Annotated in this window: 22 protein-coding genes and 2 tRNA genes; 15 read left to right on the top strand and 9 right to left on the bottom strand. The window is 67.0% G+C overall.

Features of this window, described 5'->3' with window-relative positions:
- Positions 1 to 210 precede the first annotated feature (210 nt).
- Complete coding sequence (locus AC5FRV_RS07895) at positions 211 to 531, top strand: hypothetical protein (protein ID WP_493560548.1); 321 nt, start codon at positions 211 to 213, stop codon at positions 529 to 531.
- A 151-nt stretch (positions 532 to 682) separates the two neighbouring features.
- On the opposite strand, the gene AC5FRV_RS07900 is transcribed toward AC5FRV_RS07895, so the two are convergent.
- Together AC5FRV_RS07900 and AC5FRV_RS07905 are read right to left on the bottom strand one after the other, a co-directional pair.
- Positions 683 to 1,912: an FAD-dependent monooxygenase gene (locus AC5FRV_RS07900; RefSeq protein WP_493560549.1), complete on the bottom strand. Its 1,230-nt coding sequence runs from the start codon at positions 1,910 to 1,912 to the stop codon at positions 683 to 685.
- A gap of 721 nt (positions 1,913 to 2,633) precedes the next feature.
- On the bottom strand, positions 2,634 to 2,882 hold the full coding sequence (locus AC5FRV_RS07905; RefSeq protein ID WP_493560550.1) for a hypothetical protein: 249 nt from the start codon (positions 2,880 to 2,882) through the stop codon (positions 2,634 to 2,636).
- A 68-nt stretch (positions 2,883 to 2,950) separates the two neighbouring features.
- On the opposite strand from AC5FRV_RS07905, the gene AC5FRV_RS07910 reads away from it, so the two are divergent.
- The 6 genes from AC5FRV_RS07910 to AC5FRV_RS07935 all read left to right on the top strand — a co-directional run bounded on the left by AC5FRV_RS07910 (position 2,951) and on the right by AC5FRV_RS07935 (position 6,494).
- Positions 2,951 to 3,026: transfer RNA gene (locus AC5FRV_RS07910), tRNA-Cys, on the top strand.
- Positions 3,027 to 3,497: 471 nt separating this feature from the next.
- Positions 3,498 to 3,731 (top strand): hypothetical protein, encoded by a 234-nt coding sequence (locus AC5FRV_RS07915; RefSeq protein ID WP_493560551.1) that lies wholly within the window; start codon positions 3,498 to 3,500, stop codon positions 3,729 to 3,731.
- Positions 3,732 to 3,863: 132 nt separating this feature from the next.
- Entirely contained in the window at positions 3,864 to 4,901 is a 1,038-nt protein-coding gene (locus AC5FRV_RS07920; RefSeq protein WP_493560552.1) for a Cdc6/Cdc18 family protein, read from the top strand.
- 495 nt (positions 4,902 to 5,396) lie between these two features.
- Positions 5,397 to 5,987: a hypothetical protein gene (locus AC5FRV_RS07925; RefSeq protein ID WP_493560553.1), complete on the top strand. Its 591-nt coding sequence runs from the start codon at positions 5,397 to 5,399 to the stop codon at positions 5,985 to 5,987.
- Positions 5,984 to 6,196 carry a hypothetical protein gene (locus AC5FRV_RS07930; RefSeq protein WP_493560554.1) on the top strand — a complete coding sequence of 71 codons (213 nt, stop codon included), beginning with the start codon at positions 5,984 to 5,986 and terminating at the stop codon, positions 6,194 to 6,196. The genes AC5FRV_RS07925 and AC5FRV_RS07930 overlap by 4 nt, the downstream gene beginning before the upstream one ends.
- 73 nt (positions 6,197 to 6,269) lie before the next feature.
- Positions 6,270 to 6,494, top strand: coding sequence for a MarR family transcriptional regulator (locus tag AC5FRV_RS07935; RefSeq protein WP_493560555.1), 225 nt, complete (start codon positions 6,270 to 6,272; stop codon positions 6,492 to 6,494).
- Between the two features lie 74 nt (positions 6,495 to 6,568).
- Here AC5FRV_RS07935 and AC5FRV_RS07940 read toward each other — a convergent pair whose 3' ends face one another.
- The 3 genes from AC5FRV_RS07940 to AC5FRV_RS07950 all read right to left on the bottom strand — a co-directional run bounded on the left by AC5FRV_RS07940 (position 6,569) and on the right by AC5FRV_RS07950 (position 9,708).
- On the bottom strand, positions 6,569 to 7,486 hold the full coding sequence (locus tag AC5FRV_RS07940; RefSeq protein ID WP_493560556.1) for a DUF7551 domain-containing protein: 918 nt from the start codon (positions 7,484 to 7,486) through the stop codon (positions 6,569 to 6,571).
- A 43-nt stretch (positions 7,487 to 7,529) separates the two neighbouring features.
- Entirely contained in the window at positions 7,530 to 8,753 is a 1,224-nt protein-coding gene (locus AC5FRV_RS07945) for an ABC transporter substrate-binding protein (protein ID WP_493560557.1), read from the bottom strand.
- A gap of 67 nt (positions 8,754 to 8,820) precedes the next feature.
- Complete coding sequence (locus AC5FRV_RS07950) at positions 8,821 to 9,708, bottom strand: FAD-dependent oxidoreductase (protein WP_493560558.1); 888 nt, start codon at positions 9,706 to 9,708, stop codon at positions 8,821 to 8,823.
- 193 nt (positions 9,709 to 9,901) lie between these two features.
- Between AC5FRV_RS07950 and AC5FRV_RS07955 the strand changes: the two genes are divergently transcribed.
- From AC5FRV_RS07955 to AC5FRV_RS07975, 5 genes are all read left to right on the top strand, one after another.
- Positions 9,902 to 10,252, top strand: coding sequence for a DUF7471 family protein (locus AC5FRV_RS07955; RefSeq protein ID WP_493560559.1), 351 nt, complete (start codon positions 9,902 to 9,904; stop codon positions 10,250 to 10,252).
- A complete protein-coding gene (locus AC5FRV_RS07960; RefSeq protein WP_493560560.1) occupies positions 10,245 to 10,760 on the top strand; it encodes a winged helix-turn-helix transcriptional regulator in 516 nt (171 codons plus the stop codon). The genes AC5FRV_RS07955 and AC5FRV_RS07960 overlap by 8 nt, the downstream gene beginning before the upstream one ends.
- A gap of 102 nt (positions 10,761 to 10,862) precedes the next feature.
- Complete coding sequence (locus AC5FRV_RS07965; protein WP_493560561.1) at positions 10,863 to 12,137, top strand: DUF7405 family protein; 1,275 nt, start codon at positions 10,863 to 10,865, stop codon at positions 12,135 to 12,137.
- An 89-nt stretch (positions 12,138 to 12,226) separates the two neighbouring features.
- Positions 12,227 to 13,279, top strand: coding sequence for a DUF7350 domain-containing protein (locus tag AC5FRV_RS07970; RefSeq protein WP_493560562.1), 1,053 nt, complete (start codon positions 12,227 to 12,229; stop codon positions 13,277 to 13,279).
- A gap of 118 nt (positions 13,280 to 13,397) precedes the next feature.
- Positions 13,398 to 14,273, top strand: coding sequence for a DUF8231 family protein (locus AC5FRV_RS07975; protein WP_493560563.1), 876 nt, complete (start codon positions 13,398 to 13,400; stop codon positions 14,271 to 14,273).
- Between the two features lie 160 nt (positions 14,274 to 14,433).
- On the opposite strand, the gene AC5FRV_RS07980 is transcribed toward AC5FRV_RS07975, so the two are convergent.
- Positions 14,434 to 14,655: a DUF8123 family protein gene (locus AC5FRV_RS07980; protein WP_493560564.1), complete on the bottom strand. Its 222-nt coding sequence runs from the start codon at positions 14,653 to 14,655 to the stop codon at positions 14,434 to 14,436.
- A 177-nt stretch (positions 14,656 to 14,832) separates the two neighbouring features.
- Between AC5FRV_RS07980 and AC5FRV_RS07985 the strand changes: the two genes are divergently transcribed.
- Together AC5FRV_RS07985 and AC5FRV_RS07990 are read left to right on the top strand one after the other, a co-directional pair.
- Positions 14,833 to 15,177, top strand: a complete 345-nt coding sequence (locus tag AC5FRV_RS07985) for a DUF7344 domain-containing protein (RefSeq protein ID WP_493560565.1) — start codon at positions 14,833 to 14,835, stop codon at positions 15,175 to 15,177.
- A gap of 95 nt (positions 15,178 to 15,272) precedes the next feature.
- Positions 15,273 to 16,031 carry an MBL fold metallo-hydrolase gene (locus AC5FRV_RS07990; protein ID WP_493560566.1) on the top strand — a complete coding sequence of 253 codons (759 nt, stop codon included), beginning with the start codon at positions 15,273 to 15,275 and terminating at the stop codon, positions 16,029 to 16,031.
- A 347-nt stretch (positions 16,032 to 16,378) separates the two neighbouring features.
- Here AC5FRV_RS07990 and AC5FRV_RS07995 read toward each other — a convergent pair.
- The 3 genes from AC5FRV_RS07995 to AC5FRV_RS08005 form a co-directional block, all read right to left on the bottom strand.
- A tRNA-Lys gene (locus AC5FRV_RS07995) sits at positions 16,379 to 16,490 on the bottom strand.
- 52 nt (positions 16,491 to 16,542) lie between these two features.
- Positions 16,543 to 17,220 (bottom strand): DUF7119 family protein, encoded by a 678-nt coding sequence (locus AC5FRV_RS08000; RefSeq protein ID WP_493560567.1) that lies wholly within the window; start codon positions 17,218 to 17,220, stop codon positions 16,543 to 16,545.
- A 116-nt stretch (positions 17,221 to 17,336) separates the two neighbouring features.
- The gene (locus tag AC5FRV_RS08005) at positions 17,337 to 17,516 is read right to left on the bottom strand and encodes a DUF8595 family protein (protein ID WP_493560568.1); all 180 of its coding nucleotides are present in this window, start codon (positions 17,514 to 17,516) and stop codon (positions 17,337 to 17,339) included.
- 272 nt (positions 17,517 to 17,788) lie between these two features.
- Here AC5FRV_RS08005 and AC5FRV_RS08010 point away from each other — a divergent pair, with 272 nt between their 5' ends.
- Positions 17,789 to 18,130, top strand: coding sequence for a DUF8134 family protein (locus tag AC5FRV_RS08010; RefSeq protein ID WP_493560569.1), 342 nt, complete (start codon positions 17,789 to 17,791; stop codon positions 18,128 to 18,130).
- Positions 18,131 to 18,141: the final 11 nt, after the last annotated feature.

Raw genomic sequence — 18,141 nt, forward strand, 5'->3', positions numbered from 1 at the left:
GGAGGAACTTATACCCCCTGTTCGGCGACTGCGACGATACCCGCTGCACGCCTCGACTCCGGTCCGGGAACGCCGTCCGAACTGGCGTTCCCCGTCGCCACGCTCCGAAGCGGACCGCGACCACGACTGTCCGTGGACGTCGCCGGTTCCCTCCGCCGTCGCGAGCGGTCGAAACGTGGATTTATTACGGTTCGGGGGACAGTACCACGCATGGTGTTGCAGACAGATCTGGAGACGGCAGTAGAGGCCGCCGACGACGTACCGACCGCGTCTGACGTCTACGAGGCGGCGGCGGACATCTCCGTCACGGACGTGTTCGACGACGACTTCGTGGCGGCACACACTGACTTCGACACGTTCGACGAACTCGTGACCGCCAGTCCCGCCGATGCGACGTCGGCCGACGAACTCGACAGGGTTCTCGACGGCGCCTGGGACGAATTCGTCGCGGAACGAACCGACTTCGAGGACGAGGAAGCGATGGTGTTCGCGGCCCGCGACCACTGGGTCGCGAAGCGACTCGGCGTCTAGGTGCAGCGTATCGTCGCTCCGGACGGTCGTCTATTCGGGCGATCCACTATCGTTGCGGCTGGTCTCCCGGAGCCGATCGCTCCGGTCGGCGAACGAGCGATCCGATACTGAGACGTATCGACGGAGCAGTAGAGAGAGGGCGGCCTTCGACTCAGTAGTTGCCGGTCGACACGATCGGCGGTGCGCCGTGGGGGCCGTAGGGCGCGTCGTCGAGGTACTCCCCGGCGACCTCGAAGTGGTCGGCCAGCGACGCGGCCGCCTCCTTGCGGAGGACCGTCTTCGGGTCGTCTCCCTGGAGGTACTCCAGGGCCTGCCCCGCGGCGTCGATGTTGTACTGGGCGGCTCTCTCCCGACGTGCGGCGAACAGTTCTATCTCGTCCCTGGCGACCGCGTCGGAGCGCGCACGGTTCGCGACCGCGATGGCGGACGCGGCCTCGTCCGCGTCCGCGATGCCAGAGTTCATCCCGCGCGCGCCGAAGGGCGCCAGCAAGTGTGCGGCCTCGCCCGCCAGCAGCACGCGACGGTGTTCGTCGACGAAGCTATCGGCGTGCACCTGGAGGAACTTGTAGGTCGATATCCACGTGAGGTTGTCCTCGTACGCTTCGCCCAGTACGGTGCGGATGAACTCCCGCATGTTCTCGTCGCTACAGAGCTCCTCGGGGTCGTCGTCCGGGAGGCACTGGATGTCGAGGCGCCAGCCGCCGGTGAACGGCACGAGCAATACGTTTCGACCGCCGACTTCGGGGTGGTCGTAGTGGAACAGCCGTTCGGTCGGGTATCCATCGCCATCGATCTCTTCGACGTCGGCGACGATGAACGAGTTCGCCGACTCGTCTCCGTCGAAGTTCGCGCCTATCTCGTTCCGGACGGTGGATCCACCGCCGTCGGCGCCGACGAGATACTCGGTCTCCCACTCCCGCCCGTCCGTCGTCTCGACGCGAACGCCGTCCGCGTCGGCGTCGACCGTCTCGACCTCGGTGTCCCAGTGGATGTCTATCCCGCACTCCTCGAGCGCCGCGTGCATGTACGCCTCGGTGCGGACCTGCGGCACGCTCGTGAAGTGCGGAATGTCGCCGTGGCCACCGGGGGAGTCGTACGTCCGGGAGAACACTTCCTTCCCCCGCCAGCAGGTCCGGCGGGTCGGCCAGACCATCCCTTCGTCGACGAGGTCCATTCCGAGGCCCGGGTGGACGCGTTCGAGCGTTCGGAGCGTCGAGCCGTGAACGTAGATCGCTCGACTTCCCGACCTGTCTCGGTCCTTCGATTCAGCTTCGAGGATCGTCACCGGCACGTTCCGCGCGTGCAGCGCGAGGGCCGTGGTCATCCCGACTGGTCCGGCCCCGACGACGAGGACTGGCTGGTCGCTAGAGTCAGTACTCATTGGGGCTGTGTTACAGTTGCCACGTGTTAGCTATTTTGGTTGCGACGCCGGCCACTGTTCGGGTTCGGCCCGCAGAACGAGAGCGGGCTGGCGCTCGGTACCAGTGCTCGAACCCGGCCGCTCGGCTAGCTCGGTGGGTTGGACTGCCTTATATTTTGCGTGGCGACGGCCGACGCCACAGCCGCCGGTCGAGTTCAGCATCCACCTGTACCTGACAGAACCATCAACTTCGAATACTAATAAAAATATCTATAATTTCGGTGTCGATACCTGCCGGCTCCCCGTGCGTAATTGGTCTCACGAAACCGATTTACCGCTCTCGGACGGAGATCGCGGACTCACGCTGCGGTCGAAGAAGCCGTGATTCGACTCGCCGACGACGGGTTCTAGCCGGACGCTCCCGTCGACCCCCTGACGGGCGAATTCCCGAAATACAATCGTATTGGGTGCGAAACGGCGCGTCTGGCGACGAATTTCTCCGCCGGATCCGCGCGAAATACGGCGTCCACGATGCCGCACTTTTCCCAGAGGTCACACCGCGGCTTCAGGCCGCGTTCGACTGCTCGACTTCCAGTTTCAGCACGGGCGCCATGGAAATCGGGACACAGTGGATATATAATATATCCGTTAAGATTCGATATAAGATAGATTTCGATTAATTTCGCTGGCCGCCCGACCGCTCGGTCGTCGGTGTCGGCTCGTCTCCGACGGGTTCCACGGACTACGTCTCGGACCGGATGGGAGCACTCGCCTGCCCGTCCGAATCGCCGTCGTTCGCGAGTTCGAAGATCGCGCGCCAGCGGTCCTGAATACCGAACTCCACGACGTCGGTCTCCTGTACGCGGGCGGCGAGGAACCGCTGTCGATGATCCTGGACCGCGCCCAGACGGAGTCGTTCGCCGACCGCCTCGACGGGGAGGCCGTCGTGTATCTCCGTCGCGAGTTCGTCTCGGTCGGCGAATCCGACCAACTGGCCGGTGCGGGCTGATCGCCGGATACCGCTACGCTCATGCGAGCAAGCACGTTACCTGCACCCGCGCCAAGGTGGCAGAGTCCGGCCGAACGCAGCGGCCTGCAGAGCCGCCCATCGCCAGTTCAAATCCGGCCCTTGGCTTTCTGCGACGAACGGACGTGAGGAGCGAACGCCAGACCGGTTTTGGGCCCTGGGACGAGCGGAGCGAAGTCTCTCCAGTTCAAATCCGGCCCTTGGTTTTCTGAAGACGGTCAACGGTAGCGAGCAACAGTGATACTGGTTCGGCGCGTAACTGATCCGAGTCGCCTGCGGAGTGACTGGACTCGTTTGCCGGTGACCTGGCCCCACTACCGAAGAACCGTGAATAATTCCGACAGACACTCGTTTAAGCATGACTGGCCCCTACAGCGTAGTATGCGGAGTCGCAGTCTGCTGCCCGACCACAGGTAGCGGTGGTGGGTGGCTCCCCGTTCGGTTCTGCCGACGGCGCGTTCGTGACGCGCACGGGGATTGAGATGTGGTATGGCAACTAACTCACGCGTATCAGTCCCGACGGAAGTCGTTAGACAGAATCGCTTGCTCGACGCCAGACTCCGCGAACGGTGGCCCCCGATGAACCTCAAAGCCTGGAAAGTCCTCAAGAACCTCGTGGTGTCGCTGGCGATTGTGGGGTTCGGAATTTTCTCGGTCGTCGAGGGTGCCGACCCCCTTCGGGTCTTCTCGCTGGGGATCGTCGTCCTGGGGCTGGTCAACGGGATGGAACTGTCGGAGTTCTACGCCGCGTGGGCGCAGGTCCAGCGACCCGCCGACGTCGAGCGTGGAACGAACTCGGACGAGAACGCCTGAGCGGTATCGGCACGATCGGGGGCCACGAGCGCGACTGGCAGAGCACGATACAGACGGCCGGTGTGTGGCGGATCCCGGAAACCCGGAAACGGCTCCCCATCACTTATCGGCGCCCGGCCTGCAGACGACAATATGATAACAGATGCCCGCGTGCTGGACGAGGAAGTCGTCCCCGAGCGGGAGCTCGTCGTCCACCGCCGCGAGGAGTTCGACGCGCTCGCCGACGCACTTGACCCGATCACTCGCGGTACAGCGGGGAGTCACGTGTTCCTCATCGGCTCGCCAGGGACGGGCAAGTCGATGCTTGCCCGGGTGTCACTGGACCAGCTGGCTGCCAGCGAAGCGGCATGGGCGGACGCGTACGTGAACTGCTGGCAGACGCGGGACCGGTCGTCGATCCTGTTCTCGGTGGCCCAGGAGCTCCTCGAGCGCCCGGTCCAGCGCCAGTCGACGCCGCTGACGTCGGTGATCGAGCGCCTCGAAACCGACCCGGACGACCCCCGGGTCGTCGTTCTCGACGAAGTGGACCAGCTGGCGTCGAAGGACGTCCTCTACGACCTGCACGCGCTGCCAGCGACGCAGCTGGTCCTGATCGCGAACTCGCGCGAAGACGTCTTCGCGAACATGAACGAGCGGGTCGCTTCGCGGTTCACGGTGGGCCACCAGATCGACCTCGAACCCTACGCCGTGGTCGAGACGACCGACATCCTGGCCAAGCGGGCGGCATACGGTCTCGCGCCGGACGCCATCGACGAGGCACACCTCGAACGCATCGCCGAATACGCCGCCGGAGACGCCAGGGCCGCAATCGCGATACTTCGCGTCGCTGCTGAACGGGCACAGACTGGCCACGCCGCTCGCATCAGGGCCGAGCACGTCGAGATGGCGGTCGATCAGGCGCGGCAGTCGCTCCGGCGGGCTTCGCTGGACCGACTCAGCGATCACCAGCGCGTCCTTTACGACATCATCGAAGATCGTGGACCGCTCCAGCCGAGCCAACTGTACGAGCGCTACCGCGACGCCGTGGCGGACCCCCGGACGAAGCGGACCGTCCGCACGTACCTCTCGAAGATGGACCACTACCGGCTCGTCGAATCCGACGGGCAGGGGAAGAACCGCGTGTACAGGGCGGCTCGGACGCAGTCGGTCACGCGACCCGGAAACTCCTGAACCGTCTTTGGTCGGATATCGCCGTCGAGTGCGGTGGACGATGTCCGGCCCGGAAATCCGGAAGGACACCCCGTTTCGGTTATGGGGGCGACGGCCATACGAAGACACGTGCCCTCCCGGTCGCGAGTCCGGCGGCGGGCGCGGTCACGGCGGCGACGACGGGTGGCGTCTGTCGACGGCTGACCGCACTCGCACCTCCTGACGGATGCCGTCCGGCAGGCCCGGACTTTCGGCCGTGATCGAGCCGCGTGAGCGCGGGGGACACCGGTGCAGTCACTGGCCGGGTTCCGGTTCGGCGGTGCGTCCGAACGTCGAGTGGTTCGGCGCCTGGACTGCGCCGGACAATACCGGCACCCGGAGCGAGACGTCCGGCCGAATACGGCGATAGCGACAGCTACGACCGACCCATGAGAGCAAACTACGCAACGATCGGCAGCACAGGTACGAGACGATCAGCGAGTCCAGATGTCGACTTCGACGGGGGTGAGAGCTTCGATGTCGCTGCCTGAGGGGATCCGCCAGCTGGGGGACGTGGTCGCGTCCCTCGATGCCCGGGCAGACGTGGCGTCACTCGACGTCATCGGCCTGGACCGGTGTGTCGACGGGATCAGCGCGTCGGTCACGATCGACGTCGTCACCGACGAGGCGGAGGAAGGCCCGGGCCACCAGACGACGGGGGTTCGGGCCGAGGAAACCAGTGAGCGTCCCGACCCGCTCGCGGACTGGTCGCCGGCCGCCGTTCCGAGACCGGCGGTCGAAACGGCCGTCGAGACGGCGGAGTCGGTTCCGGAACTGGCCGATAGACTCGGACTCGCGACGGACCAGGCGCTGTGGGCGCTCGGCTACTACGACCTCGGATCCGCCGTCCCCGCCGCCGGGACGGTCACCCACGACGCCAGCGACGGCGCGCTCTCTCCGGACGATCCAGGCGGGGAGCCGCCGGGGAGCCTCACCGAAGCGGACGTCGTCGCGGTCGCGAACCGGTACGACACGCTCGAAGCGGTGGCGGCGGACTTCGAGGTGGGAACGGACCGGGCTGCGGCGGTTCTGGAGGCCCACGACTGTGCCGGCGAGGTGACCCGATGAAGGCGGATCCGGACCGCGCCGGTGGCGTCGTCGACGCCCCTTCGACGGACGTGAACCGACGTTCGGGAGCGAGCCTCGACGGCGAGCCGGCCCCGTGTCCGAACTGCGGGGTGACTGGGAGCGGCGACGGCGTCCTCCGACCGGGACAGCTGTGGTGTCGCGACGAGAACTGCGCCGTCGTCAGTTTCCTCGGGAGCGAACAGTGCTAGAGGCCGCCTCGGGTTCCCGGACGACCGCGTCGACGGGTGACGGCACCGACCGAGAGCGGGGACGATCGGGACGATGATCGAGTGCGAGACCGTCGCCGACCTGCCGCCGAGTTCCAAACTGGTCTACCTCGCGTTGCGCGAGGCGGGGACGAGTACGCAGGCCGAACTCGTTGCCAAGACGGCGTTACCGCCCCGGACCGTCCGCTATGCACTCGACCGACTGTCGGAGGCAGGCGTCGTGGAACGGCGGCCCTGTCTCCGGGACGCGAGACAGTCGCTGTACGAACTCGTCGCGTGAACTCGTGCGTTCGAGCGCGGACCGTCAGCGCGGCCGATCGGTCGAATCGGGCTGCCTGAGGCGATCCTGCCGAGCTACGGGTCGGACCGGATAGTGGCCGTCGTGAGTCCGTCCGGGTCGGCGTCGCTGGCGAGGACGAGCGTGACCCGCCAGCCGTCATCGACGTCGTCGGCGTGGAGTCGTGACGGCGGCCACTCGGGGCGGCGTCGATACAGTTCGACGACGACGGGGAGAACTGGGAGGCGTCCGTTCTGCGGCGACAGCGCGTAGTCGGTCATCTCCACAGAGAGCGAGCGCGTTTCCGCCTGTCGGTCGATGGACGTCGGGCGGCAGGTGTAGGCGCCGAGCAGTCCGCACGTCCGGAGCAGTCGGAACGTCGAGACGACGGGTTCCGCGGACGGTTCGACGGGGGCGTATCGCGTCGCGGCGTCTGCGAGGACGTCGGCCTGGTCGGTGGGCGAGAGCCGTTCGTCCAGCGCTTCGGCCATGCTCTCGAGCAGCCGGAGGCAGAGGTCGTCGGGGTCGGAGACGGTCTCGGCGAGGTCGAAGTAGGCGTCCATGACGGTGCTCTCGACGTCGTCGTACCCCTTCTCGGAGAGCGTCTCGAACACGGCCGCCGCGACGCGGTGACAGAACTCGACGAGCAGTCGGTGGTCGGGCGCGTTCGCGCCGTCACCGGGTGCAGGTGAGGTGGCCGATCGACCGTCACGGTCGCCGTTCCCGTCGACGTCTCTCGGCCGGTGTAACGGGCCGTTGTCCTGGCAGACGATCAGGTCGTAGTAGGGGAACCGCGGGTCGTACCGGCGGAGTGCGGCCCGGTACTGTTCGGTGGCGCGGGCGGCGGCCCGTGCCGTTCCCCGGTTCTCGAACCGGGCAGTCTCGGCGGGGACCGGCCGGTCGCCTGTCCGGCCGCAGACGAGGTAGTAGTCGCCGTCCACACTGGCGAGGGCTTCGATGTGTTGGCGGATCTCTGTGAGCGTGGTTCCGACCATCGTATCGTGGGTTCGGTGTTCGCTGTCGTGATCGACTGCCGGGTCAGTAGTTCCCAGTGACCACGTCCGCGACTGCCTGGCGGTCGAACAGTTCGGCGTCGCCGGTCACCTCGCCGAAGACGTCGGGATAGATCTGTTTGGCAGCCCGCTCGGTGAGGAAGAGGTTGTGGATCGGTCCCTGGTGGAGGTAGCCGCCGCGGTAGACGCGGTCGTTCCGGACGGCGGTGAGTTCGCTCCCGACGGGGTGGTTTCGCATGTAATCGAGGACCACGTCGCGGAATTCCTGGGGCGACTTGCGCTCGTGGCCGCGGACGAGGAGTACGTCGGGATCGATCTCCAGCAGGTTCTCGTAGTCGAGCTCGCCGCGGTTGGTGGTGCTCAACTGGTCGATATCGGTCCCCGCGAGCGCGTCCTTCACGCCCAGATCGCGCCACTGCTTCTTGCTCGTCCCCGCGTCGTCGAGCCGGTACGGCGAGAACGTCTCAGGTTCGTCGGTGCCCTCGAAGGTGAGGAAGACGTCCGGGCGCTCGCCGGCAGGAGGCATCTCCGACTGGATTTCGGCGACGAACTCGTCGTGGAGCGCTTTGAACGCTCGGTAGCGATCGCGTTCCTGGAACAGCGTTGCTATCTTCTCGAAGGCCTCGTAGAGGGTGTAGTACCGGTAGTCGTGCCACTCGTCGGACCGGCGGAAGATCAGGTTTCCGACGAACGGCGCGACGTTCTCGGCGATCTCGTCGACGTCGTCCCGGGACCAGTCGAACCAGTTGACCAGCATCTGCGTGTCGTAGAGGTGGACGTCGCAGTCGAGTTCGTAGAACTCCTCCTTGGTTCGGACCTCCGGGTACTGCGCTAGCTGTTCCTCGTCGACGTCGACGCCGGGGAGTTCGTCGTAGACGTCCGTGTAGTAGCGGTCCCTGCCGCCGATGCCGGCCAGTCCGTCGGCCTGGCCGAGCGCGACGGCCATGTCGGCGAACGCCCCGCAGTAGGCGACCCACTGCTCGGGAACCGAGTCGAACGTGACCTCGCCGGCCGGTTCCATGGTCACCGAGTACGACTCGTCGACGGTCGCCGACTCGGTGGTGGTGGTAGTGGCCGCGTCAGTCGACGCGTCGGTGACCGCAGACCCGTCGGCCGCCGTGGTCGTCCCGTCGCTTCCTCCGTCTGATCGACCCGTACAGCCGGCGAGCAAGCCGCCGGCGACAGTACCCCCGTAGCGGAGGCACTGCCTGCGAGTCGGCGCCGTCCGATCGTTTCGCTCTGTTGCCATACCGTTTTAGGCACACCTAAAACCCATAACCGCTTCGATCTTTTGGCGAGCCTAAAAACACTCCCGTTCACTCCCCGGCGGTGTCCTCGTCGCGAATCTCGCGTGCGCGTTCGAGGACGAGGTCGTCGTCGAGGTGGGTCAGCAATCGTCGCTGTCCCCGTTCGGCGCGGGTCGATACCTCAGATTCGGTGACGTAGGTGTCGAGCCGTCGGTCGATCTCCCGCTCGCGCAGTTCGGCCAGTCGGTCTTCGTCGAGGTCGTGGTCCGCCGGTAGCCGCTCGGCGAACCACTCGCGCCAGCGGTCGCGGTCCGCCCACTCGTCGTCACGCTGGGTCTCCCGCCGGACCCAGTCGTAGTGGTCGACGAATTCGTCCGGGAAGCCCTGCTCGCGCCGAACAGCGCCGACGACGGCGAGGCCGACCCGCGCGCCCCGGCCGGCCGCGACGATGGCCTGCCGGTCGGTTTCGGCCGACGGCGAGGCGACGTAGAGCCCGTCGACCGGCGTCGTCCCGTCGGAGTCGGCGTAGTCACGGGCGAAGTGTTCGTGTTCCTCGCCGCCGTGCTCGTGGACGTCGAACATCGCGTCGTCGCCGAGCGGCCGGAGGTACTCCCCGTCGTACCGCGTGGCTGCGACGACGTAGTCAGCGGTCCGCTCTCTGCCCTCCTGCGTCGTCACGAGAAAGCCCTCGCCGTCGTCGGCCCGTTCGACAGACTCGACGAGGTCCGTGACGAACTCGCAACCGGCCTCCTCGGCGTGGTCGTGCATGAGTGCGTACAGCGTGTCGACGTCGACGCCGGCGGGGAAGCCGAGGTAGTTCTCGAGGTAGGCGCACTGCTTGAGCGACGACCGACCGCAGTCGAAGACGACCGTGTCGAGGCCGTAGCGGGCCGTGAACACGCCGGCTGAACAGCCGGCGGGGCCGCCGCCGACGACGACCACGTCGCAGTCAATCATCCAGTGGCCTCCGGTCGCGACGGTGCACGTCCTCCCCGGTGCGTCTGCGTAGCGTCGTCTCTCCCATGGGTTTAGGCAAACCTAAAAGAACAAAGTCGTTTCGGACGTGGGTCCCCCAAGGAACGTCCAGGCGAGCGGGCCCGCCAATCGCGATTCCGCAACGGCCATACCTGCCGAGCCGGTACCTGGTCACATGTCGCCGGTACGGCGTCTCGTTCCCCTCCACGCGGCGAGGGACCTGGTCGTCGCGGACCCGCTCCTCCTCCTCGTCCTGGCCGTCGCGGGACTGGGTGCCAGCGCCGTCCTCGGTCTCGCGCTCGCGGTGTTCGTCCGCCGCCGCTCCCAGTCCTACCTGCTGGTGACGCTAGCGGTGGCGACGCTGCTGGCCCGGACGGTGGTCGCCTCCCTGTCGCTGAACGGGACGTTGAGTCCGGGCACGCACCACCTGGCAGAACACGGCCTCGACGTCGCGATGGTGGCGCTGGTCGTCGCGGCCGTCTACTCGGCCCGGCGGGTCGAGCGCGGAGGTGGCGTCCGTGAGTGAGACCCGCGAGCGGATCCTGGCCGCCATCGAGGCGGACCCGGGCATCCACTTCCGGGGGCTGGCCCGCTCGCTGGACCTGGCGCCCGGCCAGGTGCAGTACCACGTCCGGGAGCTGCTCGGGGCGGACGCGGTCGTCGCCGAGGACCACCGCGGGCGGACCCACTACTACCTGCCGACGTACGCTCCGTGGGAGCGGCGAGCGATAGCTGTTCTGCGCCGGGAGACGGCCCGGGACGTCGTCGCCACCCTCCTCGAACGCGACGAGCGGCGCCCGGCGGACGTCGCCGACTCGGTCGGCGTCGCGCGCAGCACCCTGGAGTGGCACCTCGACACCCTCGTCGAGGCGGACCTCGTCGAGAAGCGCCGCGACGACGGGGGCCGCGTGACGCTCGTGCTGACCCGGCCCGCAGAGACGGGTGAACTCCTGGCCCGGGTCGCGCCCTCGCTGGCCGGCCGTCTCGTCGACCGGTTCGAACGGCTCTTCGACGCGCTCGTCGAGGACGCGTAGCGGGGTCGGCGAGCGCTGAGCAGTCCGGTCATGGTCCGCTGGTCCGCCGTTCGACGGCTGTACCAGAAGGGTCTTTTCTCGCAGTAGGCTACAGGTGACCTGATGGGACGGACCGACCGCGGCGTCTCGCGCCGCGACTTCGTCAAGGCGGCGGTGGCCATCGGCGGAACCAGCGCGCTCTCGGCCTGCCTGGACCGCGAGGGGGCGCCGGACCTCGACACCGGACCCGAGGACCTCTCCGCGCTCCCCGCTCGCCAGCACGCCTGGAACGAGTCGCTCTCGCGGGACGAGGCCGGGAACGTCACCGCGGCGCGCCACCACGTCCTCCTCCTGCTGGAGTACGCCGGCGAGGGGACGCCGAGCGAGGACGACCGCGAGACGGTCGAGCAGGCGCTCCGGGGACTCGAACGCGCGTACCCGCGAAGCAACGAGGGGCTACTGTTCACGGTGGGCTACACGCCGGCCTACTTCGACCGGTACGACGCCTCGCTACCGGAGAGCGTCGACCTCCCCCGACCCGGGGCGCTGGCGCCGTTCGAGGACCCGAAACCGGACGAACCCGACGCGCTCGTCCACCTCGCCAGCGACTACGGCCAGGTCGTACTGGGCGCCGACGAGGCGCTGCGCGGCAAGCGCGAGACGCTGAACGACGTCGACGTCTCGTCGTTCGGCGACGTCTTCGAGCGAGTGGACCGCCGGACGGGCTTCGTCGGCGCCGGCCTCCCCGCCGAGAACCAGGACGTCGACGGCATCCCCGACTCGGAGCCGGTCGACGAGGACGCGCCGCTGTTCATGGGATTCAAGTCCGGCTTCGAGCAGAACCAGGCCAGCGAGGACCGGGTGACCATCCGGGAGGGTCCGTTCGCGGATGGGACGACAACCCACCTCTCGAAGATCCAGTTGCACCTCGACCAGTGGTACGAACAGGACAGCCGGTACCAGCGCGTCGGCAAGATGTTCAGCCCGGCCCACGCCGACGAGGAGAAAGTCGAGGGCGTCGGGAACAACCTCGGCACCGACAGCGGGCTGGACGGCGACCAGGACCGGACGCTCGAGGACGCCCGGACGAAGGGGATGGTGGGCCACACGCAGAAGTCCGCACGCGCGCGTGACGAGAACGACTCGCCGCTCATCCTCCGCCGGGACTTCGACTCGACCGACGGCGGCGAGGCCGGCCTGCACTTCCTCTCGCTCCAGCGAACCATTTCGGACTTCGTCGAGACCCGCGAGGCGATGAACGGCACCGACGTGGCCGACCAGTCGGCGGTCGGCACCCGCAACAACAACGGCATCCTCCAGTACCTGACCGTCGACCGGCGGGGGAACTACCTGATGCCGCCCCGCGACCACCGATCCCTGCCCCGACCCGACCCCTGAACCGGCCGCGGGCGCCGTCACTGTCGCTCGTTTCTCCCTTTCTAGAGGTGCACCAGATCCCTCTTGAGGGCGAGTGAGTAACCACCGCTATGGACTCGCGCCAGTGGACCAGACGAGATCTGTTGTGCGCCTCGGGCGCTGTCGGCGTTGGAGCGCTCGCGGGCTGTAGCGGCTTACTGGAGGAGCAATCGACGAACCGGAACCCGTCGGTCGTGGAGAACCGCCCGGACGCGATCTACCGTCCGAGTCACGTCGAGGGGATGGAGATGATCGGGATGCAGGAGGCGGGCGGTCGGATGGTCGGGCTGATGTACGCCTACGCCCACCGCTTCTGGACCCTCACCGGCAGCGTCACGGAGCTCGTCCAGCCGGGCGGCGACGTCCACCTCATGGCCAGCATCTGGGACCCCGACTCGGGAACGGTGTTGCCGGCCGACACCGGGCTGCGGTTCGAACTCACGAAGGGCGACTGGTCGGCCGAACGCGCGCCGTGGACGATGCTCTCCCAGAACATGGGCTTTCACTACGGGGACAACATGGCGCTCGACGGCGAGGGGACGTACACGGTCACCGTCGAGACGGGCGCCGTCGGCACCGAACGCGTCGGCGACTTCGCCGACAGCTTCGGTGAGTCTGCGACCGCCCAGTTCGAGTGGGAGTACAGCGAAGCGGCCCGGAGCGAGATACCCTTCCGGACCCTCGACGACGCGGGCGACCCCGGTGCACTCGACCCGATGGAGATGGACATGATGCCCCTCTCGTTCGCCCCGTCGACGGACGAGCTGCCGGGGCAGGTACTCGGCAGCGCCGAGGCCGGCGACGTGCACTTCGCCGCCACCGTCGTGTCCGGCGACGACGGCGACGCTATCGCCGTCTCGCCACGGACGCGCTACAACGGCTACGTCCTCCCGGCGATGTCGCTGTCGGCGACCCTCGACCGCGACGGATCGACGGCGTTCGACGACATCCTCACCCAGGCCGTCGGGCCGGACCTGGGGTATCACTACCGGGCCAGCGTGGACGCCGTCGAATCCGGCGACGAACTGACGATCACGACCGACTCGGGCCCCCAGGTCTCCCGTCACGAAGGCTACGAGACGGCGTTCACGGACGTCCCGGACGTCTCGATTACCGCGGACTAGACAGCCGTCGCGTCACTGGCGAAGCCGTCGACAGGAGCGGATCTGGCCCTCCTCGCTGTTTCCTCCCGCGCCCACCGAAAAGTAATCGTTAAACGTCGGGGCTCCCCATCCTCCGATCATGCAACGACGAGCCGCGGCGATTTACTTCGTGTTCTTCCTCGTCGTCGGTGCGGCGGCCTACGCCTACATCGGCGTCGCCCAGTCGAGCCAGCAGCCCGCGTTCTCAGTCAACGGGCCCACGCTCGCGGGCAACGAGAGTACAACGATCGACGGGACCGAGTACACCGCCGCCGAGGTCGGCCACGAGTCCAGCGGCGGTGGCGGACACGGCGGTGGCGGCGGGGAAGGAGCACTGGTCGCGACACTCGAATGGACTAACGACTCCGCCCGCCAGACCGCGACCCTGGAGAACGAGTCGACGGTGACCTACCAGGACACCTCGTACACCGTCCTCGTCGCAAACGGGTCGGACGTCTCTTCGTTCACCCTGCGCGAAGAGCTGAACGTCTCGGCCATCCTCGCGAACGACGACGCGGTCGAAAACACCGTCGCCACGCGGAACGACACCGAGTACGTGGTCTACCGCCAGAACGACTCGCTGCATCCGCTCGCGGAGTACCTCCCCGAACCCGACACCCGCGAGTTCTCGACCGGCGACAGCTACCAGTACGAGGGCAACGAGACCACCGTCGCCGAGGTGGCCTCCAGCGGCGTGACCCTCGAGTGGACCGGTCCGATGGCCAACTCCGAGGAACTCCAGGAGGGGACCAACGTCACGCTCGCCAACGGCGAGCAGTACTTCGCTCACTTCCCCGACGGCCAGGACCAGGAGGTCATGCTCGTCTCCGTCGACCAGTTCGAGAGCTACCAGGCCACCATCTCCCAGCGCGACTACCTCGACGAGCGGGTCAACGGCCTCTGGGGCATCGTCATCATCAGCGGCTCCGCGGCCTTCCTCATCCTCTCGATGGCGTACATGCCCAACCGCGGCTGACTCGACCCGCCGCTTCGTTTCTCCGACGGACGCGACCGATTCGGCTCGACTCACTCCCCATCGACGCTGTTTCTCGCCGTCGCTGCTACGTGAAACGGAGCGGCAGCTCCGCGACAGTTGTCTTTCGCTTCGAAAAACCGGATTCGCGACGGCGCGGGCGTTACGCTCGTCCGTTCCAGCTCAGGTACGCCAGGCCGGCGCCCAGCGCGACGGTCGCGAGCGCACCCACGAGCTTGAGCGCCACCGCCAGCGTGTCTGGGTTCGTCGTCCAGGGCGTCCCCACGACGGTGGACAACCCCACCAGCACGAGGAACGCACCGACGGCGATGCCGATCGGTTCGAGTGCGTCGTCGAATCGCTCCGTGAGAGCGTTCGTGTTCATACACGTCGCCTCGGCGCTCACCGTGGTAAATCAATTGGTCCAGCCCGCCAGCCGACGGTCTCCGACGAACAGTGGCTGCGCTCCCCGACTCGGGCCGTTAATTCATCTCGTTCCGCTCGTGTTCTCCATCCGAAACGTTACAACTGCGGAAATGCTATTCGGTAGCACAAACCACGGATGAGTCCCGACGATCCGGTTCACGACGTCGGTACGCTCTCCCTCGACGCATGCCTCGAGTTGCTGTCGAACCGGCAGCGGCGCGTCATCTTGCAGTTCTTTCTCGATTCGGAGACGAACCACGCCTCGGTAGACGAACTGATATCCGAGATTGTCAACGAGGAAGCGAGTCGCACCGGGGAACGCCCCGGCCACGACGCGGTGGCGTCTACCATGTTTCACGTCCATCTCCCGAAGTTCGCCGACGCCAACGTCCTCGAGTACGACACCCGCCACCTCGAAGTCCGATACCGGGGTGATCCCCTGATCGAAGCGGCGTACGCGAAGATCCAGGAGATCGAGTAGTTTGCTCGCGTTCGGACACGACGCGGGCCGAAACTGCCGTTCTCGACGCCCGCCGTCGCCTGGTATTTATCCCTGCGGCCATCCTATCAACGAGCGTGAACGAACCCTCTCCCGCGGCCGTCGAGGCCGACGAGACCGCCATCGCTCCGGGCGTCTCTCGCTTCGGCACGAAGCGTGTCAACTGGTACCTCGTCGAGGGCGACGACGGCGTCCTCGTCGTCGACGCGGGCGTCCCGGGCCACTGGCCACAACTGCTCTCGGCGCTCGCCGACCGAGGATACGGTCTCGACGACGTGGCGGCGCTGGTCCTGACCCACGGCCACGCCGACCACGTCGGCTTCGCCGAACGCCTGCGCGAGACTGCCGCTGTTCCGGTGTTCGTCCACGAGGCCGACGTCGGGCTTGCGCAGGGGACCGAGGACGTCTCTGTGGGCGACGCTCTCGTGAATCTCTGGCGACCGGCCGTGCTGGCGCTCCTGTTCGAACTCGGCCGCAACGGCGGGCTGTCGATCCCGCCGGTCGAGGAGGTCCGGACGTTCGCCGACGGCGACGTCCTCGACCTGCCCGGGTCGCCGAAAGTGATCCACGTTCCGGGCCACTCCCCCGGCTCGTGTGTCTTCTTCCTGCCCGACCGCGAGGTCCTCCTCTGTGGCGACGCGCTCGCCACGCTCGACCTCAAGACCGGCCGCGAGCGAGGCCCCCAGATCATGTCGCTGTTCAACGCCGACGCGGACCGCGCCCGCGCCTCGCTCGACCGCTTCGCCGACCTCGGCCGGGTGACGCTACTGCCCGGCCACGGCCGTCCCTGGCGCGGGGAGATGGACGAGGCGGTTCGGCTGGCGCGGAGTCAGTAGCGTCGCATTTTGGTCGTCGCCACACACCGCAATCGCTCGCAGCAAAAGCGGGCCGAGAGGGAGTGAGCGAACGCTACACGTTCGCGAACGTCGATGGGCTCGCGGAGCGAGTCCATCGGAAGTTGAACCGAGTGGAGACGTTCCTGCTCACTCCGTTGTGCGGGCTGCGACTCCCCGGGTTCAACTCCTCCGGCTACGTTCACCAGCGGCTCGCGTATTTGCTCGCAGCAAAAGCGGGCCGAGAGGGAGTTGAACCGGAACCAGACGTGCTCGCTATCGCTGCGCGCGACTGGTAGGGTTCAACTCCCTCTTTCCGCTTCGCTCGTCACGTCCGTTCCTCGCAGAAGCGGGCCGAGAGGGAGTTGAACCCCCGACCGTCTGGTCACTCCCGCAACCACGCGAATCGAACCCGTGGTCACGTTAAAAGCCAGACGCTCTGCCGAACTGAGCTATCGGCCCTCGATTAGGGTTCGGGGCAGATGACGCTAAGAGCTTACGGTTACGGGCGCGGTCACCGGCGGTCGATGCGGTCGGCGAGCAGTTCGCTCGCGAGTTCGCCTGGTTCCTGGCCGTCGATGGCGGCGCGGCGGCGCAGTTCGCGGTAGACGTCGGTGTCGAGCGTCAGCGAGATTTCACCCAGCGTGATTCCTTCGGCACGGAGGGCCTGCTCGACGCTCTGGCCGTCGTTGACGTCGCTGGCGACCGAGCGGACCTGGCGGACGGTCATGTCGTGGTCGAGCAGCGCCCACGCGAGCATGAGGCGGGCCTCGCCGGCGACGCGGGCGATGTGCTTGGCGGCGGTAGGGGCGATGTGGCCCATCGCGACGTGACGCCGGATGGCGTTGGGGAGGTCGTGGACCCGGGACCACTTTCGGATGAAGGAGACCGTGGCCTCGCCGCCGGCGCGTTCGGCGGCGGCCTTGTACGACCCTTCCCCGCGCACGAGTGCGGCGCAGGCGGCGGCACCCCGCAGCATGTAGACGTTGTCGTCCGCGCCGGCGGTGTTCTCCGAGAAGGCCCGCACCGTGTCGGCGGCGAGCTGGAGGCTCTCCGGGTCGTCGGGGTCGAACTCGACGGCCTCTTCGGCCCGCTGGCCGGTCAGCGTCGGGTCACCGCGGATGACGGGTTTGCCGACCGGCGACTCCCGGTCCGTCGAGGGAGCCCGTCCGTCCTCGCCGTCAGCAGTCATTACGAATCAGTTTGGCGGTAGTGCAACAAAAGCGTCCCGTTGCGTGCGCTGGCCGTACACACCCGTTCGCTACTCGGCTCCGTGGTCGTCGGTTGCACCTCGACTCGTCGCTCGGCCTAGTCGTCTGCGGCTTCTTCACGGTTCTCCGAGAGGTGCTCCCAGATCTCCGTACAGCCGCACCCGTCCTCGACGTCGTCGAGATGATCCCGGTCGACCGACGAGTCCTGTTCGTCGACCGCCTCGGGGTTGTCTATCGCCGTCTCCTCCGGGTCGTCTGCTCGTTGTTGTCCGGTCATCGTTGCGTGTCCGTTCCGCGCGACCCCGCGTCGCGTCGGTTGGCGTGTTTCTGTCAAAGACCTATACCCCTATAAACTCGCTCTCACCTGTAAGGTCTACCCGCACTCCCGTGTGCCGGCAATCGGTGCAGGTATCTTGTACGGGATCCGACACGAGTTGTTCAGTGGTATCACGACGCATGCACCGCCGTACGGGAAGGTGATCGTCCACCTCCCGGCGAAAATTGGGACCGCCGACGGAGTAAGGTGTCCGGAAGATGTAATTATATCTAATGACGACCGACGTTCACCAGCTCGACGACGGCGCCTGGGTCAGTGTCAACGACTCGCGGGAGGTGAACGTGAGCAACCTGTGGCTCCTGGCGCGAAGCGACTTCTGCGGCTGTGAACTGACGGATTTCCTCGCCGAAGGGTTCGTCGACGTGAGCGTCGACCATCCGAACATCGAGGCGCGCATGGCCGGCCGCTGCATCGCCTGCGGAACCGAGGGCGTGACGGACTGGCTCCAGGTCGGGCGCGTCATCGACCCCGAATCCGGTGAGTTCTACGCCATCGACCCCGAGAGCGTCCACTTCCCGGACAAGCGCCGGCGCCTGGCCCGTCCGCAGAAATAGGCAACAATCTC

Source organism: Halomicrobium sp. HArcel3 (assembly GCF_058933135.1).

Coding starts and splice junctions, on each gene's coding strand:
- AC5FRV_RS07895 (WP_493560548.1), top strand. CDS start 211: ATGGTGTTGCAGACAGATCTGGAGACGGCAGTAGAGGCCGCCGACGAC.
- AC5FRV_RS07900 (WP_493560549.1), bottom strand. CDS start 1,912: ATGAGTACTGACTCTAGCGACCAGCCAGTCCTCGTCGTCGGGGCCGGA.
- AC5FRV_RS07915 (WP_493560551.1), top strand. CDS start 3,498: ATGAACCTCAAAGCCTGGAAAGTCCTCAAGAACCTCGTGGTGTCGCTG.
- AC5FRV_RS07920 (WP_493560552.1), top strand. CDS start 3,864: ATGATAACAGATGCCCGCGTGCTGGACGAGGAAGTCGTCCCCGAGCGG.
- AC5FRV_RS07925 (WP_493560553.1), top strand. CDS start 5,397: ATGTCGCTGCCTGAGGGGATCCGCCAGCTGGGGGACGTGGTCGCGTCC.
- AC5FRV_RS07930 (WP_493560554.1), top strand. CDS start 5,984: ATGAAGGCGGATCCGGACCGCGCCGGTGGCGTCGTCGACGCCCCTTCG.
- AC5FRV_RS07935 (WP_493560555.1), top strand. CDS start 6,270: ATGATCGAGTGCGAGACCGTCGCCGACCTGCCGCCGAGTTCCAAACTG.
- AC5FRV_RS07940 (WP_493560556.1), bottom strand. CDS start 7,486: ATGGTCGGAACCACGCTCACAGAGATCCGCCAACACATCGAAGCCCTC.
- AC5FRV_RS07945 (WP_493560557.1), bottom strand. CDS start 8,753: ATGGCAACAGAGCGAAACGATCGGACGGCGCCGACTCGCAGGCAGTGC.
- AC5FRV_RS07950 (WP_493560558.1), bottom strand. CDS start 9,708: ATGATTGACTGCGACGTGGTCGTCGTCGGCGGCGGCCCCGCCGGCTGT.
- AC5FRV_RS07955 (WP_493560559.1), top strand. CDS start 9,902: ATGTCGCCGGTACGGCGTCTCGTTCCCCTCCACGCGGCGAGGGACCTG.
- AC5FRV_RS07965 (WP_493560561.1), top strand. CDS start 10,863: ATGGGACGGACCGACCGCGGCGTCTCGCGCCGCGACTTCGTCAAGGCG.
- AC5FRV_RS07970 (WP_493560562.1), top strand. CDS start 12,227: ATGGACTCGCGCCAGTGGACCAGACGAGATCTGTTGTGCGCCTCGGGC.
- AC5FRV_RS07975 (WP_493560563.1), top strand. CDS start 13,398: ATGCAACGACGAGCCGCGGCGATTTACTTCGTGTTCTTCCTCGTCGTC.
- AC5FRV_RS07980 (WP_493560564.1), bottom strand. CDS start 14,655: ATGAACACGAACGCTCTCACGGAGCGATTCGACGACGCACTCGAACCG.
- AC5FRV_RS07985 (WP_493560565.1), top strand. CDS start 14,833: ATGAGTCCCGACGATCCGGTTCACGACGTCGGTACGCTCTCCCTCGAC.
- AC5FRV_RS08000 (WP_493560567.1), bottom strand. CDS start 17,220: ATGACTGCTGACGGCGAGGACGGACGGGCTCCCTCGACGGACCGGGAG.
- AC5FRV_RS08005 (WP_493560568.1), bottom strand. CDS start 17,516: ATGACCGGACAACAACGAGCAGACGACCCGGAGGAGACGGCGATAGAC.
- AC5FRV_RS08010 (WP_493560569.1), top strand. CDS start 17,789: ATGACGACCGACGTTCACCAGCTCGACGACGGCGCCTGGGTCAGTGTC.